General features: G+C 62.5%; 18 protein-coding genes and 1 tRNA gene. 10 read left to right on the top strand and 9 right to left on the bottom strand.

The annotated features are described in order from the left end of the window. Window positions 1-119 precede the first annotated feature (119 nt). Both QFZ88_RS16715 and QFZ88_RS16710 read left to right on the top strand, forming a co-directional pair. Window positions 120-1,043: a sulfite exporter TauE/SafE family protein gene (locus tag QFZ88_RS16715; protein WP_024925949.1), complete on the top strand. Its 924-nt coding sequence runs from the start codon at window positions 120-122 to the stop codon at window positions 1,041-1,043. After that, window positions 1,043-1,894 carry a TIGR02186 family protein gene (locus QFZ88_RS16710; protein WP_024925948.1) on the top strand — a complete coding sequence of 284 codons (852 nt, stop codon included), beginning with the start codon at window positions 1,043-1,045 and terminating at the stop codon, window positions 1,892-1,894. Before QFZ88_RS16715 ends, QFZ88_RS16710 begins: the two co-directional genes overlap by 1 nt. A 207-nt stretch (window positions 1,895-2,101) precedes the next feature. Here QFZ88_RS16710 and QFZ88_RS16705 read toward each other — a convergent pair whose 3' ends face one another. Then, window positions 2,102-2,299 carry a hypothetical protein gene (locus tag QFZ88_RS16705; protein WP_024925947.1) on the bottom strand — a complete coding sequence of 66 codons (198 nt, stop codon included), beginning with the start codon at window positions 2,297-2,299 and terminating at the stop codon, window positions 2,102-2,104. Between the two features lie 32 nt (window positions 2,300-2,331). Here QFZ88_RS16705 and QFZ88_RS16700 point away from each other — a divergent pair, with 32 nt between their 5' ends. Further along, window positions 2,332-3,522: an MFS transporter gene (locus QFZ88_RS16700; RefSeq protein WP_024925946.1), complete on the top strand. Its 1,191-nt coding sequence runs from the start codon at window positions 2,332-2,334 to the stop codon at window positions 3,520-3,522. Window positions 3,523-3,592: 70 nt separating this feature from the next. Here the strand turns inward: QFZ88_RS16700 and pdeM are convergent, their stop codons facing one another. The 3 genes from pdeM to QFZ88_RS16685 form a co-directional block, all read right to left on the bottom strand. After that, complete coding sequence (gene pdeM / locus QFZ88_RS16695) at window positions 3,593-4,264, bottom strand: ligase-associated DNA damage response endonuclease PdeM (RefSeq protein ID WP_244431220.1); 672 nt, start codon at window positions 4,262-4,264, stop codon at window positions 3,593-3,595. A gap of 41 nt (window positions 4,265-4,305) precedes the next feature. After that, window positions 4,306-7,026, bottom strand: a complete 2,721-nt coding sequence (locus QFZ88_RS16690; RefSeq protein WP_024925944.1) for a ligase-associated DNA damage response DEXH box helicase — start codon at window positions 7,024-7,026, stop codon at window positions 4,306-4,308. Window positions 7,027-8,029: 1,003 nt separating this feature from the next. Next, window positions 8,030-8,935, bottom strand: a complete 906-nt coding sequence (locus QFZ88_RS16685; RefSeq protein ID WP_024924430.1) for a class I SAM-dependent DNA methyltransferase — start codon at window positions 8,933-8,935, stop codon at window positions 8,030-8,032. A gap of 203 nt (window positions 8,936-9,138) precedes the next feature. Between QFZ88_RS16685 and QFZ88_RS16680 the strand changes: the two genes are divergently transcribed. Both QFZ88_RS16680 and QFZ88_RS16675 read left to right on the top strand, forming a co-directional pair. Further along, window positions 9,139-10,149 carry a ligase-associated DNA damage response exonuclease gene (locus QFZ88_RS16680; protein WP_024924429.1) on the top strand — a complete coding sequence of 337 codons (1,011 nt, stop codon included), beginning with the start codon at window positions 9,139-9,141 and terminating at the stop codon, window positions 10,147-10,149. Continuing rightward, entirely contained in the window at window positions 10,146-11,741 is a 1,596-nt protein-coding gene (locus tag QFZ88_RS16675) for a cisplatin damage response ATP-dependent DNA ligase (RefSeq protein ID WP_024924428.1), read from the top strand. Before QFZ88_RS16680 ends, QFZ88_RS16675 begins: the two co-directional genes overlap by 4 nt. Before the next feature lie 6 nt (window positions 11,742-11,747). Here QFZ88_RS16675 and QFZ88_RS16670 read toward each other — a convergent pair whose 3' ends face one another. Further along, the gene (locus tag QFZ88_RS16670) at window positions 11,748-12,881 is read right to left on the bottom strand and encodes a hypothetical protein (RefSeq protein ID WP_024924427.1); all 1,134 of its coding nucleotides are present in this window, start codon (window positions 12,879-12,881) and stop codon (window positions 11,748-11,750) included. 229 nt (window positions 12,882-13,110) lie between these two features. Here QFZ88_RS16670 and QFZ88_RS16665 point away from each other — a divergent pair, with 229 nt between their 5' ends. From QFZ88_RS16665 to QFZ88_RS29540, 3 genes are all read left to right on the top strand, one after another. Next, window positions 13,111-14,058, top strand: a complete 948-nt coding sequence (locus tag QFZ88_RS16665; protein ID WP_024924426.1) for an NAD(P)H-dependent flavin oxidoreductase — start codon at window positions 13,111-13,113, stop codon at window positions 14,056-14,058. Between the two features lie 241 nt (window positions 14,059-14,299). Then, window positions 14,300-14,375 (top strand) — tRNA-Thr (locus tag QFZ88_RS16660). A 680-nt stretch (window positions 14,376-15,055) separates the two neighbouring features. Beyond that, window positions 15,056-15,214 (top strand): tautomerase family protein, encoded by a 159-nt coding sequence (locus tag QFZ88_RS29540; protein ID WP_081766881.1) that lies wholly within the window; start codon window positions 15,056-15,058, stop codon window positions 15,212-15,214. A gap of 327 nt (window positions 15,215-15,541) precedes the next feature. Here the strand turns inward: QFZ88_RS29540 and QFZ88_RS16655 are convergent, their stop codons facing one another. Together QFZ88_RS16655 and QFZ88_RS16650 are read right to left on the bottom strand one after the other, a co-directional pair. Further along, a complete protein-coding gene (locus QFZ88_RS16655; protein ID WP_204367410.1) occupies window positions 15,542-16,567 on the bottom strand; it encodes a glycosyltransferase family 2 protein in 1,026 nt (341 codons plus the stop codon). Between the two features lie 14 nt (window positions 16,568-16,581). Next, window positions 16,582-17,865: a hypothetical protein gene (locus tag QFZ88_RS16650; RefSeq protein ID WP_024924424.1), complete on the bottom strand. Its 1,284-nt coding sequence runs from the start codon at window positions 17,863-17,865 to the stop codon at window positions 16,582-16,584. A 484-nt stretch (window positions 17,866-18,349) separates the two neighbouring features. On the opposite strand from QFZ88_RS16650, the gene QFZ88_RS16645 reads away from it, so the two are divergent. After that, the gene (locus QFZ88_RS16645) at window positions 18,350-20,212 is read left to right on the top strand and encodes a hypothetical protein (RefSeq protein ID WP_024924422.1); all 1,863 of its coding nucleotides are present in this window, start codon (window positions 18,350-18,352) and stop codon (window positions 20,210-20,212) included. A 61-nt stretch (window positions 20,213-20,273) separates the two neighbouring features. On the opposite strand, the gene QFZ88_RS16640 is transcribed toward QFZ88_RS16645, so the two are convergent. Together QFZ88_RS16640 and QFZ88_RS16635 are read right to left on the bottom strand one after the other, a co-directional pair. Beyond that, the gene (locus QFZ88_RS16640; protein ID WP_024924421.1) at window positions 20,274-21,686 is read right to left on the bottom strand and encodes a sensor histidine kinase; all 1,413 of its coding nucleotides are present in this window, start codon (window positions 21,684-21,686) and stop codon (window positions 20,274-20,276) included. After that, window positions 21,683-22,354, bottom strand: coding sequence for a response regulator (locus QFZ88_RS16635; protein WP_024924420.1), 672 nt, complete (start codon window positions 22,352-22,354; stop codon window positions 21,683-21,685). The genes QFZ88_RS16640 and QFZ88_RS16635 overlap by 4 nt, the downstream gene beginning before the upstream one ends. Before the next feature lie 549 nt (window positions 22,355-22,903). Between QFZ88_RS16635 and QFZ88_RS16630 the strand changes: the two genes are divergently transcribed. Next, on the top strand, window positions 22,904-23,197 hold the full coding sequence (locus QFZ88_RS16630) for a hypothetical protein (RefSeq protein WP_024924419.1): 294 nt from the start codon (window positions 22,904-22,906) through the stop codon (window positions 23,195-23,197). The last annotated feature ends 63 nt before the right edge of the window (window positions 23,198-23,260 follow it).

Raw genomic sequence — 23,260 nt, 5'->3', positions numbered from 1 at the left:
TTCGGCACCGTGGCGCGGGTTTTCCCGGCCGCGGCGCCGACGCAAGAACGAATTAGCTTTTCGGTGCTATACGGGCAGAGGCTCTGTCGCCGCAACGCTGGATTGATCGAGACTGACGGGTGGGTATCTATCTCCCGATCGCGGAAATATCCGTCAATATCGTGGTGCTGCTCGCCATGGGCGCAGCGGTGGGCTTTCTGTCGGGCATGTTCGGGGTCGGCGGCGGTTTTCTGATCACGCCGCTTTTGATCTTCTACAACATTCCGCCGGCGATCGCGGTCGCCACCGGCGCCAACCAGGTCATCGCCTCCTCCTTCTCCGGCGCGCTGTCGCACATGAAGCGCGGCACGCTCGACTTCAAGCTTGGCGGAGTGCTGTTGGCCGGCGGTATCGTCGGCTCGACGGCCGGTATCTATGTGTTCGGCCTGCTGCGGGCGATCGGCCAGCTCGACCTGTTCATCTCGCTGCTCTACGTGATCCTGCTTGGCACCGTCGGCGGGCTGATGCTGGTCGAAAGCGTCAACGCCTTGCGGGCCACCAACAACGGTGCGGCGCCGACGTTGAAGAAATCCGGCCAGCACAACTGGATCCACCGCCTGCCGCTGAAGGTGCGCTTCCGCGCCTCGAAGCTGTTCGTCAGCATCATCCCGGTGCTGGGGCTGGGTGCGGCGATCGGCTTCCTGTCGTCCATCATGGGTGTCGGCGGCGGCTTCATCATGGTGCCGGCGCTGATCTATCTCCTGAAGGTGCCGACCAACGTCGTCATCGGCACCTCGCTGTTCCAGATCATCTTCACATCGGCCTACACGACGCTGGTGCACGCCACCACCAACCAGACGGTGGATGTGATGCTGGCTTTCCTGTTGATGGTGGGCGGCGTCGCCGGCGCGCAATATGGCGCCAAGGCCGGCCAGCGGCTGCGCGGCGAACAGCTGCGCGCCCTGCTCGCGCTGCTGGTGCTGGCGGTTGCGATCCGACTGGCCATAGACCTGTTCGTGACGCCACCAAACCTCTACTCGCTGACCGGGGCGGGATTGATCTGATGGCGCGGTTCGCCCCGCCGGCCGCGCTGCTGGAGCGTTTCCGTTTTTCACGGAAACGCGGAAAAGCGCTACACACTTTTCCTGGAATTGCTCTGGCGCTGGTGCTCGCCACCGCAATGCCGACGGCCGCGCAATCGCCGCATCAGGAAGGCATCCAGATCGGCCTTTCCACCGACAAGGTGATGATCACCGCCGGCTTCAGCGGCGCCGACCTCACCATTTTCGGCGCGCTGGAAGACGCCGATGCGCAAGTGGCGCGCCAGGGCCGCTACGACGTCATCGTGGTGCTGGAAGGGCCGGCGCGCCCCGTGGTGGTGCGGCGCAAGGATCGTGTGCTCGGCGTCTGGATCAATCTCGAATCCGAAACCTTCGAGAACGTGCCGGTTTCCTATTCGATCGCCACGACGCGGCCGTTCCAGGACGTCACCGAACCGGCCAGCTACAAGCAGCTGTCGCTCGGCGCCAACAACATCTTCATGCAGCCGGCCGATACCGGCCAGAGCCCCGCCACCATCGAGGAATTCACCGCCGCGCTGCGCGAGCGCAAGACCGCGACCGGCCTCTACAGCGAAAATGTCGGCGGCGTGCAGTTCCTGTCGCAGAACCTGTTCCGCGCCTCCGTGCGACTGGCCCCCAACGTGCCGGTGGGCACGCACAAGGCGCGCGCCTTCCTGTTCAAGAACGGCGTCTTCGTGAAGGAAAGTTCGGCGCAGCTGGAAATCCGCAAATCCGGTTTCGAACAATCGATCTTCCGCGCCGCGCACGACTATTCCTTCCTCTACGGCCTGTTCGCCATCAGCCTCGCCATGATCACCGGCTGGCTCGGAAGGCTCATCTTCCGCAAGGATTGATCAAACGAAGCCTTGGAGACCCCAGGCCGCGGGCACATGGCCTTTTGCCACGGTCGCAACGACGCGAGTTGCTGCCCAATCGCCTGGCTGGGCTGTCAAAGGGCCAGCCTTTTCACTCAGCCTTGCTGCAACTTGTGCAGATAGGCGCAAAACGTATCGGCCATGGCGTCGGCATAGGCCTCGCACCTGTCGATGAGATTCTGACGCTTAGGCCGGGTCGAACACGTTGAGCGAGCCGGTATAGGCGTCGAAGGCTGACATGATCGTGCGGCCACGGCCGCGGCCGCCGCCGTCGCCGGCGACGCAGCGGCAGCAGCCTGGCGAGAGCAGCGGTTCTGCACCATGCGCTCCAAGGCACTGGCAGCATTGCCCTCCCACGCGCAAGGCGATATTGCGGCGCAGCATAACGTTGCGCAACGCAGCGCAGGAGCGGCCCGATGTCCGACGCAGCAATCCTCAAAGGCGAACCGGCGGTGCAGCCCTGGCTGGTGATGCTGGCGCTCGCCATCGGCGGCTTCGCCATCGGCTCGACCGAATTCGCGGCCATGAGCCTGCTGCCCTATATCGCGGCCGGGCTCGGCATCGATGAGCCGAAGGCGGCGCACGCGATCAGTGCCTATGCGCTGGGGGTGGTCGTCGGCGCGCCGATCATTGCCGTGTTGTCGGCCCGCGTTCCGCGCCGCACCCTCTTGATGGCCCTGATGGCCGCCTATGGCATAACCAACTGCCTGACCGCGCTCGCGCCCAACTATGAATGGCTGCTTGTCCTGCGTTTCCTCAGCGGCATGCCGCACGGCGCCTATTTCGGCGTCGCGGCACTCGTCGCGGCATCGCTGGTTGGCCCGAAGGAACGGACCACCGCCATCGCACGCGTCATGCTTGGCCTGACAGTGGCGACGATCATCGGCGTCCCGGCGGCGACCTATCTCGGCCAGGTATTCGGCTGGCAAGCGGGCTTTGCCCTGACCGGCTTTCTGGCGCTGGCGACCTTCATCATGGTTGCCCTGTTCGCACCACGCGACAGGCCCGACGAAGACGCCAGCCCGCTGCGCGAACTCGGCGCCTTCCGCAACCGGCAGGTGCTGTTGACGCTGGCAACCGCCATCGTCGGCTTCGGCGGGCTTTTCGCCGTCTACTCCTACACCGCTTCGACCTTGCTCGCAGTCACCAAGGTCGATCCGCGCCTGGTTCCGCTGGTGATCGGCCTGTTCGGCGTCGGCATGACGCTGGGCAATCTGGTTTCGGCCTGGGCCGCGGACAAGGCGCTGAAGCCGACGGCGACGGTGCTTTTGATCGCCAGTGCTGCCGCCCTCTTCGCTTTCCCTTATTCGGTCGGCGCGCTGTGGTCGATCTCGCTCGTCGTCTTTCTCGTCGGCTGCACAACGGGCCTCGCTATCGTGCTGCAGACCTATCTGATGGATGTCGCGCGCGACGCGCAGACGCTTGCTGCCGCCGCCAACCACAGCGCCTTCAACGTCGCCAACGCCCTCGGCCCCTGGCTCGCCGGCCTCGCCATTTCCGCCGGCTACGGTTTCCCTTCGGCGGGTTATGTCGGCTGCGGCCTGTCGCTGGCCGGGCTCGTGCTCTGGGTCATCACCATGATGGACGCGAAACGGCGGCCGGCATAGGCGGGCGGCGTATGAACCGCTGGGCGATAGCAGCCGGCGTGGCTGCGGCACGTCCAACCAGCGCTCTACCTTACCCTGGCCGCAACATGGCGCTGGAAATGGCGAAGATGCGGTCAGTGCCCAGCATATAGACCATCAGCGCGTCGCGGTTGAACAGGCCGCGATAGGCCGGGTCGAGTACGTTGAGCGAGCCGGTATAGGCGCCGAAGGCAGGCATGATCATGCGTCCGCCGTCGCCGGCAAAGCAGCGGCGGCGCACCGAGCGGCCGCGCTGCACGATGCGCGCGCAGGGATGCAGATGGCCGGCGATCTCGCCTTCGACGCGCTGCCTCGACGGCTCGTGGCGGAACAGCACGGCGCCGACCGCCAGCTCCAGTATAGTCTCGCCGGGCAGGTCGGCCGGCGCTTCCGGGTCATGGTTGCCGGCGATCCAGAACCAGTCGCGCCCGGTCATCAGCCCTTCCAGCCGGGCGCGAAAATCGGGATGCAGGCGTTCGGCGCCTTCACCGTCATGAAAGGAATCGCCCAGGCTGACGACGATCTTCGGCCGGTAATCCTCGATCACCGCCTCGAGGCGCGACAGCGTGGCGACGGTGTCGTAGGGCGGGATCAGCTTGCCGCGCCGGGCGAAGGACGAGCCCTTTTCCAGATGCAGGTCGGAGACGGCGAGCAGGGCAAGGTCGGGGAAGAACAAGGTACCGCGCGGATCGCACAGCGCACGCTCGCCCGAGATGGCGACCATCTCGGCGGCGGGTGCTGTCGATGCGCGCACGGCGGAAAAATTCATCGTGGTCCCATCGCTTCCTCGACCAGATCGGCCACCTCCATCAAGAGCGATTCATTGGCGCCGCCATTGACCGGCTCCTTGCCGATCTCCAGCATCACCGGCACGGCCAGAGGCGAGATGCGGTCGAGCGTCTTATGCACGATTCGACCGCGGATGCGCGAGAGCATGTCGGCCAGCCTCGCGACATCGAGCAGGCCGGCGGCGGCGTCCGTTCGGGTCGCCTGCAAAAGGATGTGGTCCGGCTCGTGGCTGCGCAGCACATCATAGATCAGGTCGGCCGACACCGTCACCTGGCGGCCGCTCTTCTCCTGGCCGGGAAACCGCTTCTCGATCAGCCCGGCAATGACGGCGCAGTTGCGGAAGGTGCGCTTCAGCATCCAGCTGTCGTTCAGCCAGGCGTCGAGATCGTCGCCCAGCATGTCCTCGTCGAACAGTTCGGCCAGCGACGGCTGCCTTGCCTTGAACAGCGCGCCCATGTCGTCCAGCGCCCACACGGCCAGCGAATAGTCGGTGGCGACGAAGCCGAGCGGGCGCGCATTGGCGCGTTCCAGCCGGCGCGTCAAAAGCATGCCCAGCGTCTGGTGCGCCAGCCTGCCCTCGAAGGGGTAACACACCATGTAGTGGCGGTTGCCCTTCGGAAAGGTCTCGACCAAAAGATCGCCCTGTTTCGGCAGCACCGAGCGCAGCTTCTGCATGCCCAGCCACTCCGACACCTGCTCGGGCAGTTTTTGCCAGCGCCCGGGGTCGGCCAGCATGGCGCGCACCTGCTCGGCCAGATAGGTCGAAAGCGGGAACTTGCCGCCGGCATAAGACGGCACGATGATGTTGGCGCCGGTGCCGTTGGAGACGATGCACTCACTTTCGCGGATGCCTTCGAAGCGCAATATTTTGCCGGCAAACAGAAAATTGTCGCCCGGCCGCAGCGTCTCGGCGAAATATTCCTCGATCTTGCCAAGCACCGGCCCGCCGCGCCCGGCCATGCCGCGACCCTGGCGCACATAGCGCACGTTGAGCTCCGGCATCTCGACGATGGTGCCGACATTGAGGCGGTATTGCTGAGCGATGCGCGGATGCGTTACCCGCCACAGTCCCTCCTTGGTGCGACGGATGCGGGCGTAACGCTCGTAACTCTTCAGCGCATAACCGCCGGTGGCGACGAAATCGACGACACGGTCGAAGGTCTCGCGCGCGAGCGCGGCGTAGGGCGCGGCCGAGCACACCTCGGCATAGAGCTGGTCGGCATCGAAGGGCGCCGCGCAGGCGGAACCCAAAACATGCTGCGCCAACACGTCCAGCGTGCCGGCCAGCAGCGGCGGCGTGTCCTGCGCACCGAGATAATTGGCGTCGAGGGCTGCCCGGCATTCCAGCACCTCGAAGCGGTTGGCCGGAATGAGGATGGCCTTCGACGGCTCGTCCATGCGGTGGTTGGCGCGGCCGATGCGCTGGGCAAGCCGGCTCGCGCCTTTCGGCGCGCCGACATGCACGACAAGGTCGACATCGCCCCAGTCGATGCCAAGATCCAGGGTGGAGGTGGCGACGATGGCGCGCAAGGCGTTGTCGGCCATTGCCTTCTCGACGCGCCGCCGCTGGCCCACTTCCAGCGAGCCGTGATGCAGCGCGATCGGCAGCGCGTCCTCGTTGGCCCGCCACAGTTCCTGGAACAGGAGTTCGGCCTGGCTGCGCGTGTTGACGAACAGCAGCGTCATCTTGTGGCGGCGGATCGCCTCGTAGACCTCGGGAATGGCGTAGCGCGCCGAATGGCCCGACCATGGCACGCGCTCGCGCGAATCGAGGATCGAGATGTTTGGCTTGGCGCCGCCGGCGACGGTGATGAGGCCGGCCATGGGGGCGGTGGTCGTTGAAGGAGAGTTGGCGCCATACCCCCTCTCCGTCTCGCCTTGCGGGCGAGCCACCTCTCCCCCGCCTCCGGCAGGGGCGAGGAATCGCTGCCGCGACGCCTGCGCTTCTCCAGCCTGGGTTCCTCGCCCCCACGAATGTGGGGGAGAGGTGGTCTGCGGAGCAGACCGGAGAGGGGGAACGCGCTCGACGCTATTCTCCAAAGCAACCTGCGGCACCAGCCAGCGGCGCAATTCGTCCGGCTCGGCCACGGTGGCGGAAAGGCCGATGGCGGTCAGCTCCGGCACGAAGCTGCGCAGTCTCGCCAGCCCCAGCGCCAAAAGATGGCCGCGCTTGGAGGTCACCAGCGAGTGCAGCTCGTCCAGCACGATGTAGCGCAAATCCTCGAAGAAACGGTCGGCGCCGTTCGACGCGATCAGCAGCGCCAGCTGCTCGGGCGTGGTGAGCAGTATATCCGGCGGCGCCAGCTTCTGACGCTGGCGCTTGTGAGCGGGCGTGTCGCCGGTGCGCGTCTCGATCGTGACAGCCAAGCCGATCTCCTCCACCGGCTTGCCGAGGTTGCGCTCGATGTCGACGGCCAATGCCTTCAACGGCGAGATGTAAAGCGTGTGCACGCCGCGAGGGCGCATGCCGGGTTTATGCCTTGGCCGCTCGGCCAGTTCCGTGAGCGAAGGCAGGAAACCGGCCAGCGTCTTGCCGGCGCCGGTCGGCGCGATCAGCAGCATCGAGCGGCCCGACCGCGCATTGGCCAAGAGCTCCAACTGATGCGCGCGCGGCGACCAGCCCTTGGCCCCGAACCACCGAATGAAGGGTTCGGGGAGCAGGCTGTCTTCGGCAACAAGGCGCGGTTCGGCTTTCACGCCCCAGACCTAGCGCGAGCGTGGGCGCCAGCCAAGCAAAATATGGAACAAAAGGGGATCGCTTTCGCACCACGGCCCGAGCGGGCACCTGGCGCATGCCCCATGATCCTGAATCGCCGCCGACGGTCCGGTTTGCGGGTAGCATCCGTTTCCGCGCCCTGGCTGGCATGCGGCGCCGTGTCGTCGGCGATTTCACCGGCGCGGTGCAGGATGTGGATTGGATGCGTGGAGGAAGACGCAAGCTCAAAGAAAGTACGCTGTCCCTTCAATCCCTTGCCGAAAACCGCACGAAAACCACGCCCGGATTTGCCCACACGTTCGGGGCTTGCACGACAATCAGCCCATCGCCCTCACGGGAACCTGGTGCGCACCGGGTATCAGGGAGGGCGCCGGTGCCGGACTGGCAGCGCTAACGGTGGCGCTGTCTGGTGACGAGCCCTAAGTCCGGGCCCTGGAAAAACCCGGCCGCCGAAAATGGCGGCTTCGAGGCCCGAAGTCTGCCGTCGCGAAGGACGGCGAGGTCGGTCCGGGGCAAGAACACTGGCGGGGCGCCCGGAAGGCGCCACGTATTATTTGCTAAGAGGCACCGACCCGGCGCCCCGCTTCCCACCCTCCAATGAGGGAGTGTTCTTTGACAATGGCCAGACGCGAAAGCGGGCGTGGCGATGAAGAAGTGTATCAACGCTACTATGCGTCGACGCGACAACTCCACCGCCGTCATTCCGGCCGAGCGCAGCGAGAGCCGGAACCCATTGGCCGCACCATCGTCGAGCCCGGCCCGGTCCTCGTCCTGGACCGTTCACGCAACCGGACCGGCGTCGCATGCTTCATGTCGTCCGTGCGACCTTCGTTCCCGGCCGCGCTGCTCAATGGGTTCCGGGTCGGCGCTCGGCTTCGCCTCGCTTGCCCGGAATGACGAGTGCTTGGGGTGCCGCTCCGTCACATCCCCCTGACGGCCCGAAACAGGGTGAAGGCGGCGACGGCCCCGCCCGAAAGGCCTCCGCTACCGCGCCGCCACAACGATCAGCCCGGCGACGGGCTCGCGGCGGTCCTGGCGGATGACGCGCTCCTCGAGCGACAGGACCGAAAAACCATTCGCCGCCAGCACGGCGCGGACATAGGCTTCGGCATGCGCGTAGCGACGCGAGGGCTGAAGGGCAAAATCGCCCGCCGCGGAAAGCTTCTCGACCGAAAAGGCAAACAGGCCGTCGGGCGAAAGCAGGCCGGCAACGGTTCTCACAATGCCGTCCAGGGCGCCGACATACATGAAGACATCGGCGGCGGTGACCAGGTCCGGTGCTTCGCCGGCATAAGAAAACTGCTGCAGATCGGCCTTGCCGAGATGATCGTAGACGCCCTTGTCGCGGGCCTTGCGTAGCATGGAGGCGGAAATGTCGTAGCCTTCGAGCCTGTCGACGAAGGGGCGCAGCCGCTCGCCCATCAGGCCGGTGCCGCAGCCGAGGTCGAGCGCGAGGCGGAAGCGGCGCTCGCCCTGCGCGCGGATCGCCTCGGTCAGGAATTCGGGAACACGGTATTCGAGCTTTTCGACCAGCGAGGTGTCGAAGCTCGGCGCATAGTGGTCGAACAGCGCTTCGACAAAGGCGCTTGGCGGGGCGTCTGCCTGCGGGGCGCGGCCGATGAGCGTGAGCTTGAGTGCCGAGCCCGGCCGGTCGATCGGGTCGAGCTTGAGCGCCATTGCCCAGGCCTCGGCGGCGGCGTCGAGATTGCCGGCCGCTTCCTGCATTTCGCCCAGCCGAAACCAGCCGAGCGCCCAGTCGGGCGCCAGCTCCAGCGCACCCAGTATCAATTCGGCGGCGTCGGCATAGTCCTGCGAGGCGAACAGCGCCTCGGCGTAATCGGCGCGGCGGTCGGCAAGCAGGTCGCCCGACGAGGCGGGTAGCGGTTTCATGAGGAGATCTCCGGCGCGTCGCATAGCGGTAGCGGGGCGTTCCGCGCAAGCCCCCCTTTTCCCTTCTCCCCTTGCGGGAGAAGGGAACGGCAGCGGCCACCCCCCTCCTGACACCCTGGCTTCAGCATAGGCACCTGCCAAATCTGGCAGCAGCCTTTGGCCGGCCACCTTTCATCTCGCCGCCGATGACCTATCCTGACACCATGCGCCCAAGCGAATTGCTCTGCTCCCGTCCCGAAGGGCTCTACTGCCCGCCCGGCGATTTCTTCATCGACCCTGTCCGCCAGGTCGACCGCGCGCTGATCACGCATGGCCATTCCGACCATGCCCGCTCCGGCCATCGCGCCGTTTTGGCAACACGCGAGACGCTGGACATCATGGCCCTGCGTTACGGCGAGGATTTCGCCGGCACGACGCAGGCGGCAAGGCTCGGCGAAACGATCACGCTGAACGGCGTTTCCGTCAGCTTCCATCCGGCCGGCCATGTGCTGGGCTCGGCGCAGATCGCGGTTCGGCACAACGGCCTCACCATCGTCGCCTCCGGCGACTACAAGCGCCAGGCTGACCCGACCTGCGCCGGCTTCGAGGTGGTGCCCTGCGACGTCTTCATCACCGAGGCGACCTTCGCGCTGCCGGTGTTCCGCCACCCGCCGGCGGAAGACGAGATCGCCAAGCTGCTGCGCTCTGTGGCGCAGTTTCCGGAGCGTTCGCATCTGGTCGGCGCCTATGCGCTCGGCAAGGCGCAGCGCGTGATGCGGCTGTTGCGCGACGCCGGCTACGATCGGCCCATCTACATCCACGGCGCCATGGCCAAGATCTCCGATTACTACCAGAGCCAGGGCATCGATCTCGGCGTGCTGGAGCCGGCGACCGTGGAGACCGGGACGAAGCCCGACTTCGCCGGCGCCATCGTCATCGGCCCGCCCTCCACCTTCTCCGACCGCTGGGCAAGGCGCTTCCCCGACCCGGTCTCGTCCTTCGCCTCTGGCTGGATGCGCATTCGCCAGCGTGCCAAGCAGGGCGGCGTCGAACTGCCCTTGATCATTTCCGACCATGGCGACTGGGACGAGCTGGCCACCACGATCAGGGAAACCGGTGCGCGGGAAATCTGGGTCACGCATGGCCGCGAAGAGGCGCTGGTGCGCTGGTGCGAGCTGGAAGGTCTTACCGGGAAACCGTTGCATCTCATCGGCTATGAGGACGAGGGGCAATGAACCGCTTCGCCGAACTCCTCGACCGGCTGGTGCTGATGCCGTCGCGCAACGGCAAGCTGAGGCTGCTCACCGACTATTTCCGCAGTGTCGAGGACCCCGATCGCGGTTATGCACTGGCGGCGATCACCGGCGATCTTTCCATCGCAGCGGTGAAGCCCGCCATGCTGCGCGCATTGGTGACCGAGCGCATGGACCCCGTACTGTTTGGCTATTCATACGATTATGTCGGCGATCTCGCCGAAACCGTTTCGCTGGTCTGGCCCACCGATCCCGCCGCGCGGGTGAACCATGTGCCGACGCTGGGCGAGGTGGTGGGCAAGCTGCAGGCCGCCAGCCGCTCCGACGGGCCGAAAGTGCTCACCCGGCTGCTTGACAGCGCCGGCATTTCGGCACGCTTCGCCATCATCAAGCTGGTCACCGGCGGGTTGCGCATCGGCGTCTCGGCGCGGCTGGCCAAACAGGCGGTGGCGGACCTCGGCAGGGTCGACGTGGCCGAGATCGAGGAGCTTTGGCATGGGCTGACGCCGCCCTATGCCGAGCTGTTCGCCTGGCTGGAGGGCAAGGCAGAGAAGCCAGAGCGCGCCGCCAAGGCGTTGTTCCGCCCCGTCATGCTGGCGCATCCGGTCGAAGACAAGGATTTCGAAAAGCTCGATCCGGCCGATTATGCCGCCGAATGGAAATGGGATGGTATTCGCGTGCAGGCCACTGCGGAAGGCGGTGTGCGGCGGCTTTATTCGCGCACCGGAGAGGATGTGGCGCAGGCCTTTCCCGACCTTATGGAAGCGATCAGTTTTGACGCGGTGCTGGACGGCGAGCTATTGGTCGGCTCGCCCAACGCCACCGGCAGCTTCTCCGATTTGCAGCAGCGGCTGAACCGCAAAAGCGTGTCGCCCAAGATCCAGGCGCAATATCCCGCCTTCATGCGCTGCTACGATCTTTTGCAGCTGGGAGAGGAGGATTTGCGCACCCTGCCCTTCCGCGAACGGCGCGCCCGGCTCGAGGCGTTTATCAAAACGCTCGATCCCGCCCGTTTCGACCTGTCGCCCTTCGTCGCGTTCGACAGGTGGGCCGAACTCGAAACCAGCCGCAGCACCCCACCGCACCCGATCATCGAAGGCGTGATGCTGAAACGCTGGGATTCGCCCTATCTCGCCGGGCGCCCGAAAGGGCCCTGGTTCAAGTGGAAGCGTGACCCGCACACGGTGGACGCTGTTTTGATGTATGCCCAGCGCGGACACGGCAAGCGCTCCTCCTTCTACTCCGATTACACGTTCGGCGTCTGGGCCGGCCCCGAAGGCGCGGAGGAACTGGTGCCGGTGGGCAAGGCCTATTTCGGCTTCACCGACGAGGAATTGAAACAGATCGACAAATATGTGCGCGACAACACGATCGAGCGTTTCGGGCCGGTACGCTCGGTGCGCGCCGACCGCACCGCCGGGCTGGTGCTGGAAGTCGCCTTCGAGGGACTGAACCGCTCGACCCGCCACAAATCGGGCGTCGCCATGCGCTTCCCGCGCATTTCGCGGCTGCGCTGGGACAAGCCGACGGCCGAGGCCGACCGCATCGAGACGCTGCAGGCTCTGCTCGATTGAGGCGCCTTACTCGGTCACCGACACCCTGATCTCATAGATATCGACCGACTTGTCCTGCTTGTCGAAGTCGGAATTGATGGCGATGGATCCGGCGGCGCCCGGCCGCTTGGCCGGCATCTGCACGTCGAACAGATATTCGTTGCGCTGATTGCCGACGGCGTAGCGCTTGCGTCCGCAGTCGCCCAGCTCGCCGAAATTGCAGTCGACCGACATCTGCGTTTCCTTGCCGTCCTCGGCGCGGGCGATGATATCGAAGACGGCATGCTTGCCGGCGATCTGCTCCAGTATGCCCTGGCCGACATCGAAACTGATGGCGGACCCGGCGGGGCCGGAGGTGACGCGCAGGAAAGAGCCGGAATCGTCCTTCATCACCGCCGCCTTGGCATCCGAAGGGGTGGCGACCTGCGCCGGATTGGCAGGGGAGAAGACGTTGATCCAGTGGCGGTTCTGGGCGCCGTCGCTGGACAGTTTCGGCGTCTTGGTGCCGGCCTCGGGCGTATAGTCCTCGCCCGACACGGTCGGCGTCGGCGATGGCGGCTGGCCAAGCTCCTCCAGCGTCTTGAAGGCGCCGGTCTGGACCGCCCACCAAAGGCCGATGCCGACGGCGGCGAGCAGCGTGATCCCGAAGAAGATCGCCGTCAGCGGCAGGCGACGCCCGACCCGGCGCGCGTCGCGGTCAGGCCGCACTTCCGGGCCGCCGGCCAGCCTGATGTCCTCGGGCGAAGGTCCACCAGGCAAAGTGCGGTCCGGCATGATGTCGGGAACCGAGGGCAAGACGCGCGAACGCGGCGCGTCGATCCCCGGTTCCGAGCGGTGACCGGCTCCGACGGAGGGTTCGATGCGCGGCTCCGGCGTCGCCGGCGCACCCATTGGCGCTTCCGCGGCCGGCGCATGTTCGCCGATATGAACCTCGGGTGCAACGCCCGGCACGGCCGGCAGGAATTCCGATTCGATCTCGGCGATCTTAGCCTGCATGGCCTTGCGGCGCTTGATCGCCATCTCGACGGTAACGCCCGGATTGGCCAGCAGCGCGCGGTCGAGTGCGGCGAAAGCCGAGCGATAGACCCGCTCGCGGAACGCGCGGTCGTCGGGGTCGCCTTTTTCGAAGGCGTTGCGGATCGCCTTTTCGATCGCGTCCAAATCGCTTTCCTTCCGCCAGGCGGTCACAAGTTGCTGATGGTTAGCCGTCGGAGGCCGATCAATCAACGGGCGGATGCCGCCATTTCGCGCTAACCGGTGCCTACAACAGGCATTTTCGCCACCAACCGTGACTTTCCGGACCCGATTTTCGGCGATTGCCGACACTGCGAGGTTGCGCTATGAAATTGACGTTTACGGAAACGTCAATACGAACGGGAGGCCCGCGACCATGGCATTGCCGGAGATTCTCAGCAAAAACCTCAGGATCCCGGTGGTTGGCTCGCCGCTCTTCATCATCTCGCATCCGCCGCTGGTGCTGGCGCAATGCAAGGCCGGCATCGTTGGCTCCTTTCCCTCGCTCAATGCGCGGCCCGAGGCCCAGCTCGACGAATGGCTGGCCGAGATCACCGAGGAACTCGCCCGCCACGACGCCGCCCATCCGCACCAGCCTTCGGCCCCTTTCGCGGTCAACCAGATCGTGCACAAGACCAACGGCCGGCTGGAGCACGATTTGCGGCTCTGCGTGCAATACAAGGTTCCGGTCGTCATCACCTCGCTTGGTGCCGTCGAGGAAGTGAACCAGGCCGTTCATTCCTATGGCGGCATCGTGCTGCACGACATCATCCACGACCGCCATGCCCGCAAGGCGATCGAAAAGGGCGCCGACGGGCTGATCGCGGTGGCGGCCGGCGCCGGCGGCCATGCCGGCACGCTGTCACCCTTCGCGCTGGTGCAGGAAATCCGACAATGGTTCGACGGACCGCTGTTGCTGTCCGGGGCAATCGCCCATGGCGGCGCCGTGCTTGCCGCGGAAGCGATGGGCGCCGACATGGCCTATATCGGTTCGCCCTTCATCGCCACGGCCGAGGCGCGGGCGGTGGATGAGTACAAGCAGATGATCGTCGCATCGAAGGCCGCCGACATCGTCTATTCCAACCTCTTCACCGGCGTGCACGGCAATTACCTGAAAGGCTCGATCCGCGCCCAGGGGCTCGATCCCGACAATCTGCCGGTCTCCGACCCCTCGACGATGGATTTCAGCGCCGCCAAGGCCTGGAAGCAGATCTGGGGCTGCGGCCAGGGCATCGGCGCCGTCGACAAGGTGGTGCCGGCGGCCGAACTGGTCGAGCGGCTGGTGCGCGAATACCGGGCGGCGAAGGACAGGCTCGCTGCCTGACGCCGCTTTCGTCCAGCTTTTGGCGAGAATCGGCAACGACGCATCTTGAATTTGCGCGGGCTTGCGGCTATCACCCAGCCATCTTCGCGGGCGCCAAGCTCGCCGGGCCGCTTTAGCTCAGTCGGTAGAGCACATCATTCGTAATTGGCGGGTCCGCCAGAGAATGAAGTGCAAAGCCAGCGGGTTAGGGTTGAAGAGTAAGAGTTAGTAGGGCCATAGTAGTGTGGCCGATCGTTGGTAAGCCGCTTTAGCTCAGTCGGTAGAGCACATCATTCGTAATGATGGGGTCAGGTGTTCGAGTCACCTAAGCGGCACCAATTTTTTCCGACAAAAATCAACTACTTGATTCGCCAACTCGTTTGGCGAATTCTCCATGGAATGGCCTTGGGTACCCCCAGGGCACCACGCGAGCGATTTGCGGACCAAACGTGGCTGACGATGAGCCCCAAGAAAAACGTACTTTTACCCGTGAAGAAATGTATGACCTTGTGTGGTCGACGCCCATTCAGAAACTAGCTGAGCGGTTCGGGCTATCGGATCGCGGCCTGACGAAAACGTGCATCCGACATCAGGTGCCAGTACCGGAGCGTGGATACTGGGCGAGGCTTGCTGCCGGTCAGAACCCGACGAAACCGCCCTTAAGAAAACTCAAGCTGGCTGGACTTGAACCTGTCCAAATCGGCGCACACAAGCCGTCCTATAAGCATCAGCGGAGTCCTTCCGCCGCGTGAGGGTGGATGCTAGATAGATTGCCATAGCGTCCAGCGCAGTGCTGCCGCCCACTTCGTCATCATCTTCTGACATTGCGCCCTCCCAAGCACGTGCAGCCAACGACATCAACTGGTGGCCGTCAATTCACGGTTTGTGACTTGCTCCAGAACAACTTATCAGCGCCCACCGCTCGCACGGTGGGCCCCATATGATCCCGGCTATACTGCGATTTCCTCCGGCGGCGGAATCGGTTAGTTTTGTCCGAGCGTTGTTGAGGGACTAGCCGTTGCCATATGTAAAGGTCGAGATTGCCAAAGGGATTGTGTCCACCGATCAAAAGAGGGCAGTGATCCGGGGTATGACGGATGTTCTTGTCCGCGAATTGGGTCGCGACCCCGAATACATCTTTGTCGTCATAGATGAAGTCGAGACGGACAATTGGTGACGGAAGGGCCAGTCGCTAACCGAACTCTGGGCAGAGCTCGATAACAAAAAGACTTGAGGCCGCATCGGGCTGCGGTTGCAGAGGTGGATCGTTCTAGCCCGGCTCGCTATTTTGGCACGGCCTCATCCCACTCTCGGTCACGTGGTGTCTCTTCAGCGATACGCGCCCAGGCGGCTTGTCCCAGTTTTGCCCGGTACTCAGCCATCGGCATGTCACACCTGATCAGCGCTGCCTTCCGTCTGCACGATCAACTCAACGCACCCGTGAAGAACGGCTACGCGGCTCACACATTCCATTGCAGCATCGAATCGATCGGCGTGTCGTTCTTCAAATCGGGTCGTCTTCATTGACGGCTGCCTTATCGGTGATCAGCGATAGCCGGTGTAGTTTCCATCGCGATAGGTTTGGATGAAGCACACGTTTCGGCACCGAGGCGATGTCATAGTTCAGGAATGCCAGTAACAATTGTAAGCCCATTAGGACGGTAAGAGCCGCAATCATCACCGTTCCCGCTGTGGCGACGATGTCCCTGATCGCGGAAAGGTACCAATGATAGCTTCCCCAGATCATTCCAAATGAAACGAGTAAAAGGCCGGCGACCAATTCCACCGATGCAGCGGTAAAGTCTCTTGTAAAATATCTGTAGATGATCCGCTTGATGAAATTTCGCACGTGCTTGGCGAAAAACTCAGGGATAATTTTTCCGATTCGAAGGCCACTTACCTCGTCTTCGTAGCGCGCCTGCATGGGGACATCGACGACGACCGCGTTCAAGCTATTCAGCCGGAAAAGAATGTCGGTCTCGAAAAAATATCGGTTGCTGATCTTCTTGAACGGAAGGCGCTCCGCGACTCTGGCATGAATGGCAGTATAGCCATTGGTCGGATCGAAAATATTCCAGTAACCGGTCGACAGTTTGGTCATGAAAGACAGAGCTGCATTGCCGACTACACGGGCTCGAGGCATCGCTTCGAAGGCCTCCGGATCAAAGAATCTGTTGCCTTTCGTATAGTCGGCGTCACCTGCAGCGATCGGCACAACGAATGCCGGAAGAAGCGCCGGGTCCATCTGACCGTCTCCATCGATTTTCACGATGATCTCGGCACCGGCAGCTATCGCCTCTTCGTAGCCTCGCATGACGGCACCACCAACACCCAGATTATGCGTGTTTTCGAGAACGGCAACGCGCGGGTCTGTACAATTCTCGCGGACGAACTTACCGCTCCCGTCAGGGCAACGATCGTCAACGGCGAAAATGGTTGTAACCTCAGGACCTATTGATCTAATGACGTCTAATATATGCGCACCGACTCGATAACACGGTATAACGACTGAGATCGACGGCGTTTGCATCGGTAGGTTAGCCATCAGGCCGCAGCACCGAGCGGCCAAATATGCCGCAGCACATGTGAATTCGGCACACGCGCAGGCATTTCGACGCCTGCCGCGAAATATGTGCCTTCGGGAACATGTTCTCCGGTCCGTTTGGCGTGGACCGCAAACTCCTCGTCGAACCGCATGAGATGGTTGCCAACCGTCAAGGGTGCTTTCATATCCACCTCGTCCCAGAAGGCTAGTTGGTAGAAGAGCTTGGTATCGTCAAACTGGTCGACTTCGACATAGAAAGCATTTTGTCCTTCGATATGGCCCGTGGACAAGATCCGCGCAGCGTTATCACGCTCCTCCTTGGTTGCGAAGAATACATGAGCGTCGTTTGTCATACACTGCTCGACGCTGACCGGTTTAAGATTGAGGCGCTCCAGAAATCGCAGCGGATCTATCTGGCGGTAGATGTAGAAATCCTCGTCAGAAACGTTGCGCTGGGACAGGCCGTTCAGGACCAAGATCTTAACATCAGCACCTTCCTTCGGAAGGACAAATGACAAGACCCGGTCGATCGTCTTGAATACGAATTCTCCAGTCGCATCGAGATGGCCGCCGCTTTCCCAGTCATGATGCTGAAAATGTGCAATCGAGTTTAGAAAGATGATGTTTGCATCTGGATTATGGGCCTTGCGGAATTTCGCAAACACCCGCGCGGACATCAGTTCGTAGGCGCCGAATAGCACCGCGGTGTTCACCCCTGTACGCAACACATTGCGAGCCAGATACCAGCCGTCTGAAATCAGTTTCGACAACGGGATGTTACGGAGGAGGTAAGCGCTTGTTTTCAGCGCGGAACCAAGAAGGCGACTCTTGGAAGGCGCCAGGTAATTCTTCGCGAAATATCCGGGCAGTTGAAGAAAACCCGAAACGTTCTCGGGGAACGGCCGTTCGGAGAACGTCCATGGGTCGGCTACAAAAAACAGATTGTTCTTTGCGTTACTACGCGATGCGTTCATCACGCCCCACACACCGGTGGTCCAACCCTCTCTGCCAATCCGCTCCCAAATCTGCGTATGTTTAAGCTTGGTGACGTCGCCCAGCCGGATGACCTCGTGCTCTTGTGAAGGCGTTTCCGTGTGGACTGAAACCCACTGCACCCACGGATCCAAGCCATGGTGCTCATGCTCTTGATCCGCCATAGTAGATCCTGTTCGGAACGACAGAACACGCTTCAGACTCTTCAGGTCAAGCTCGTCGGCGGCTTTCCGAAGCAGGTCGGTATTGAATTCGTTGATCTCGATTACCAGAACTTTTTCGCCAGCCATGCTGTCCGCCTCTCTTAGCTACGTCCGAACGCCGAAATACATATGCCAGCGATTATAGCCATCGAGGCGAGCGCGTCGTACCATGACAGCCGCTCCGAGAAAAAGATCAAACCGCCGATCGGAACGATAACGAAAGTCATCGACAGAAACGGGTAAGCGGCCGACAGAGGTGTTTGCCTCATAATGTAAAGCCAGCCTATCGATGAAGCGCCGTAAAGTGCAAATGCGCTTGATACCCACGCGATCACCCGAAAATCGAAAGGTGTTCCAGCCGCAACCCAGGCCTGACTGCCTGCCTTTATCATGATCTGCCCCGACGCCACCCCGAACGCGGCGATAATACATGATATCATTGTGACAATCGACATTCGGAGCGCCCTTCAAATACTAAATCGCCACGCCGTGTACCTTGGATTTCCGCCCGTGTCGATTGCGTGTCGCGGGCTCCTCAGCTAAGAACCGCCGGGATTGAGCGGGGCGTACATTGCAGATTTTTTTTCTCGGACTTTCTCTGATCGGCCTATGGATCGGCGCGTCGGTCTATCTTCGACTTCCAGTCTGGTTCGTTCCGTTTTTCGTAACCTGTTCGATCATCGTGGTATTATACGCTGCGGCGCTCTTCGGATTTCCCTACCCCGTCGCGATCTCTATCTACCTACTCGGCTTCGTGTGCCTGATGCACGTGCTGCAGAAGATAATCTGGGACAAACTCGATCCCGGCACTGCGGTCTACTTCGCGGCAGTTCTGTTAGTCTTGATCTGTTTCTACGTTCGGCTGGCGAATGATTTCCAGTTCCTAGGTTGGGACGAGTTTTCCCATTGGGCCCTCGCCGTCAAGAATCTGCTTGCCGATCAGGCACTCTGGGGAGCGACGTCGAACATCCAGTTCAAAGCCTATGCGCCAGGCACTGCGGTGCTGCAGTATTATTTCGCTTTTTTCGGCGGCAGAGGCGAAGCGGCACAACTCATCGGGATCGATGTGCTGATAGCCTCAGCGATCACGGCCACGATCGGACCGGCGATACGCCAACCAATCGTCGCCCTTCTCTTGGCCGGACTATGCGTCTTTCTCTGCTACTTGCTCGGATATTCGCTCTACGACATATATGTCGACCACACGCTAGGCTTCGTGTTCGCCGCAACACTGTCGGCCAGCTTTTCGCTGCCGAGAAACTGGATCGGTGTGCTCGCGCTGGTGCCGCCGATTGTCACCCTTCTGCTGATCAAGCATGTCGGGCTTTTGCTTGGGCTTGTTGTGGTTGCCGCCGTCACATGCAGCCAGTTGTGGAGGGATCGATCCGCACTGCGCGAGCTGAAGATGAAGGCAGTTCTTGCGGCGATAGCTCCAGGTGTACTTCTCCTCGCCAGCATTCTGGCCGCCAGTTGGACCTGGAAGAACTATGTCGCGGGGATAGGGGAAACCACCCAAACGATCACGCTACGATCGCTTCTTGGCTTCCTCTTCGCCCCTGACGAGAGATCGCTTGTAATACAGGCCGAGTTCACGAACCGGTTCTTTAACGGTTCTGCCGCGACCGTCTGGCTCCCTGTTGTTTGGCCAGATGAAATCGGGATTTCACTTGCGAAGGTTTTCTTTGTACTTGTCGCAGCCACACTGGCACTCGCCGCGCTAGTAAGGCAATCGAGGGTGGTTATATCCCTCGGGGTACTAACCGCTGGATCAATCGGCTATTTACTCGTCCTGCTCGCCGCCTACCGTTACTATTTCGGGGAATACGAGGGCCGGATACTGACCTCTTTCGAGCGATACTTTGGCACCTATCTCTTAGCGTGGGGCGTGGTGTTGCTGGGTATTCTATGCCGCCAAATCGCGATTGCGCCTCAGGGGGTGCGCATAGCGGCAAGCGCAGCCCTTGCGATGATCTTCCTAGCTTCGCCTGTCGGCCTACGAAACACGGTGTTTCTCGGTCCTGAGCAGCGAACCGCGTCTGCGGCCAAGGATGCGAAAATGCGTGGTGAACTCGAAACCATCGCCAACGTTTTGCTTCCGCAGACTTCGAGGAAAAGCGTTATCTACTACGTTGACCAGGACACAACGGGCTATTCCTATTATCTTTTCAGATACCTAGTCGCTCCATTGGCAACCAATAAATGGTGCTGGTCGCTCGGAAAGCCGTATCGTGAAAGCGATCTTTGGACCTGCGACAAAGAAATGGCCAAGGAATGGCGCGACTACAGCTTTGTCGTCACTTACAACGCTGACGCTCAGTTCTGGCAGAGGTACGGTGCAATCTTCGATCCCAAGGACAGAGGCGCGCGCGTCGGCATCTACCGGATCACGTGGCTTGGAGATGCGTCGGTGCAGCTTGAGAGGATTGGGCCGTAATCGCCGACGGCGCGCTCGCAAGAGCGCATGGTCCGACAGTCTCATGGGGATTTGATGCCCCTTATTGAGAGCCAGTGTTGGGCCTCCGACCGCATTTCGCCGCCATCGCAGCCGGTGCAAACTTCAAGCACACCGTCGTTCCACCGCCCTCGGTCTCCTCGAGGCTAACGGAGCCACCATGGGCGCTCATGATCTGCTCGACGATGGCGAGCCCCAGACCGGTGCCTTCGCTGTCGCAGCGCTTGCCACGGACGAAAGGCTGCAGAACCGCGAGGCGTTCGTCGACCGGGATGCCTGGCCCATGATCGATCACGCGGATTTCGGATGGCACGAGCACCTCGACAATCACCAGCCGGGTGCCGGCGGCGTGGCGCACGGCATTCAGGATCAGGTTTTCCAGCGCGACCCGGATCGCCGTTTCCGACCCGGAAACCGGCACCAGCCGACCCGGCGTCCGCAATTCGATCTCGATACCCCGCTTCAGCGCCATCGGCACCTGATCGGACACCACCGCCTTGGCGATCGCGGCCAGGTCCATTTCCGCGAAGGCCAGCGACTGGCCGGAGAGGCGGGCAAGCTGCAGAAGCGTGGTCACGATCGAGGCCAGTCGCGTCGTGTCGCGGACCAGCACGCTCCGCAGTTCGGCATCGTTCACCTGTTCCAGCTTGAGGCGCATCTTGGTCAGCGGCGTGCGCAATTCGTGCGCCGCGTTCGCCAGGAAATTGCGCTGCGCCTCGAAGGCCGTGTCGATGCGCGTCAGCGCGGTGTTGAAGGCCGCAACCATGGGCTTCAGTTCGATCGGCGTATCGTCGTCCGAAATCCTGCGGCCATTGGGCAGGCCGTCGATCTGCTCGGCCGATTCCACGACACGTCGCACCGGCCTCGCGATCGAGCGCTTGACCACGACAACAGCGATCGAGGTGGTGGCGATCAAGACGAGACAGAGGAGTTGGACCAGGCCCTGCGAACGCACTGCTATAAGGGCTACAAGGATCGTCTCCCAGGTGGAGAGCCAGATGCCACCGACCGCAACGGTCTTGCGCCCGCCGCCTTGCGTGACGGTCCTGATGCCGAGCATGTCCCGATCGTCCTGCCGATAGCTGAACTCCGAATAGCCTATCTCCTGAGGGACCTGATCGAAGACGCGCCGGGCCGAGGACGGTTGGGTGCCGCGGGTTATGGTCTGGACCCCGTCTCCGATGACATACCAGAATGTGGGTTGCGCCTCGGCGAAGTCGACGATGTTCGTGGCAAGCCGCTTGCTGTCGAGCGCGAGATGTCCGCTCGCGTCATAGGTGATGGCCGCGGACAGAACCTTGGAGAGCTCGGTCGTGTTGATGCGCAGCCGCTCCTCGAGGCTGGTGCTGACGAGAACAGCGAGCGTCAGCACGGTGCTCAATATCATGACGATCGGCATGCCAACGACCAAAAGGGTGGCAACCGGAAAGGCGATGGATCGGCGCAACCGCGTCATTCCGACACCAGCATGTAGCCGATGCCGCGCACGCTTTTGATCACGGCGTCGCAATCGGCTTCACGCAGGCGCCGCCGCAGGCGGCTCACATGCGAGTCCAGGGCGTTGGATTCGATGTCTTCATTGATGTTGTAGACGGACGATTCCAGCGTCTCGCGCTGGACGACGCGCCCCGCGCGCCTCACCAGGGTTTCCAGTATGGCCAGTTCGCGGCGCGGAATCTCCAGCACTTTCTGTCCCACACTCGCCGATCTGTGGTTGAGATCGAACACCAGATTGCCGATCTGCGTGGTGCCCAGCGCGTCCAGGCTGTAGCGGCGCAGGACCGCGCGGGCGCGGGCGACGAGCTCGGTCGGCTCGAAGGGTTTGCCGACATATTCGTCCGCCCCTTTGTCCAGGGCCGATGCGATGTCGAAAGGGTCGTCCAGCGCGGTCAGGACCAAGGTGGCGGGCCGCGGCCGCAGCCGGCGCAGCACCGGAAGCAGCGAAAGGCCGTCGCCATCGGGAAGCCGGCGGTCGATGATCACCAGATCGAACGGATGGGCGATCAAGGCCGCCTCGGCTTCCGCGATTGTCGCAAAAGCGTCGGTCACCCCGATCGCGCTTTCCATGATGTGCTTCAACGAGGATGCGAGCTCGCGATCATCCTCAACGATCAATACGTGCATTGGTCACTGTTGCTTGAGAGGGGTGTGCTTTAGCCGGAGATCACGTCGCGGTCCATGCCGTCAGTATTCGTAGCGCTCGTCGTCGAACGGGCGGTCGCCCCGGCGATCCCTGTCCAGGTCAAATCGCTGCAGACATCTTGAGAAGCTTGGGGTTCCGTCGATAAACCCGTAGGACAGACAGCGTTCCCGATCGCGTGTGTTCTGACAGCCGGACAGAACAACAGCGATACACACCACAGATAACAAACGCATTGCAGGCCTCATCTCGAAATCATTGCGGCACCAGATGCCGTCGCCCTGCTTCGCGTCGTCACATTGCAACAATGTTACGGGTCGATGTTGTCGCTACGCCACCCGCCGCCTGCCGCACAGGCCAGTGCGAAAGTCCTGAAAACGACACGGTCCCGATTCACCAATCCGATACCCCGATCGGAGATTGCTGTTGGCCGCGACATCGCGGCAATTGTCTATTGTCGGTGTTCATGGTTACCTGCACGGGTTCTAATTGAGACGCGCCGCAGCCCGATGGCGCCGGGTGATGAGACGGTCATGTCCGAACAGGAAACGGAACATCGCGAGCGCGAGCACCGGCAACGCGTGCTCAAGGGCGCGACGATCATCACCAGTATCCACACGTCGGAAATCCCCTGCGTCATCCGCAACCAGCATGCCAACGGCGCCGAACTGAAGGTGGCTGCCGACGTCGTCGTGCCGGAACGATTCAGCCTCTACGTGCCGGTGGACGGCGTTGCCTATGAGGCCGTGCTGCGCTGGCGCCGCAACGACCGCGTCGGCGTGCAATTCGTCGGCCAGGGTCCGAAACCGCGCCTCCATTACGGCTGAGGTCGCGGCATCACTGCCATCGCGGCATTCGTTCGCCGGCCCGGTTGACGCGCCGGGCGGCCA

Source organism: Mesorhizobium sp. YL-MeA3-2017 (assembly GCF_030814575.1).
Taxonomy (GTDB): domain Bacteria; phylum Pseudomonadota; class Alphaproteobacteria; order Rhizobiales; family Rhizobiaceae; genus Mesorhizobium; species Mesorhizobium terrae.
The sequence above is the reverse complement of the archived record's forward strand: the minus strand, read 5'-3'. Positions and strand labels throughout refer to the sequence as shown.

Excerpts from the sequence above, each read along its gene's own strand:
- QFZ88_RS16705 (WP_024925947.1), bottom strand. The coding sequence starts at position 2,299 with ATGCTGCGCCGCAATATCGCCTTGCGCGTGGGAGGGCAATGCTGCCAG.
- QFZ88_RS16710 (WP_024925948.1), top strand. The coding sequence starts at position 1,043 with ATGGCGCGGTTCGCCCCGCCGGCCGCGCTGCTGGAGCGTTTCCGTTTT.
- QFZ88_RS16640 (WP_024924421.1), bottom strand. The coding sequence starts at position 21,686 with ATGACGCGGTTGCGCCGATCCATCGCCTTTCCGGTTGCCACCCTTTTG.
- QFZ88_RS16700 (WP_024925946.1), top strand. The coding sequence starts at position 2,332 with ATGTCCGACGCAGCAATCCTCAAAGGCGAACCGGCGGTGCAGCCCTGG.
- QFZ88_RS16680 (WP_024924429.1), top strand. The coding sequence starts at position 9,139 with ATGCGCCCAAGCGAATTGCTCTGCTCCCGTCCCGAAGGGCTCTACTGC.
- QFZ88_RS16630 (WP_024924419.1), top strand. The coding sequence starts at position 22,904 with ATGTCCGAACAGGAAACGGAACATCGCGAGCGCGAGCACCGGCAACGC.
- QFZ88_RS16655 (WP_204367410.1), bottom strand. The coding sequence starts at position 16,567 with ATGCAAACGCCGTCGATCTCAGTCGTTATACCGTGTTATCGAGTCGGT.
- QFZ88_RS16685 (WP_024924430.1), bottom strand. The coding sequence starts at position 8,935 with ATGAAACCGCTACCCGCCTCGTCGGGCGACCTGCTTGCCGACCGCCGC.
- QFZ88_RS16675 (WP_024924428.1), top strand. The coding sequence starts at position 10,146 with ATGAACCGCTTCGCCGAACTCCTCGACCGGCTGGTGCTGATGCCGTCG.
- QFZ88_RS16650 (WP_024924424.1), bottom strand. The coding sequence starts at position 17,865 with ATGGCTGGCGAAAAAGTTCTGGTAATCGAGATCAACGAATTCAATACC.
- QFZ88_RS16665 (WP_024924426.1), top strand. The coding sequence starts at position 13,111 with ATGGCATTGCCGGAGATTCTCAGCAAAAACCTCAGGATCCCGGTGGTT.
- pdeM (WP_244431220.1), bottom strand. The coding sequence starts at position 4,264 with ATGGTCGCCATCTCGGGCGAGCGTGCGCTGTGCGATCCGCGCGGTACC.
- QFZ88_RS16635 (WP_024924420.1), bottom strand. The coding sequence starts at position 22,354 with ATGCACGTATTGATCGTTGAGGATGATCGCGAGCTCGCATCCTCGTTG.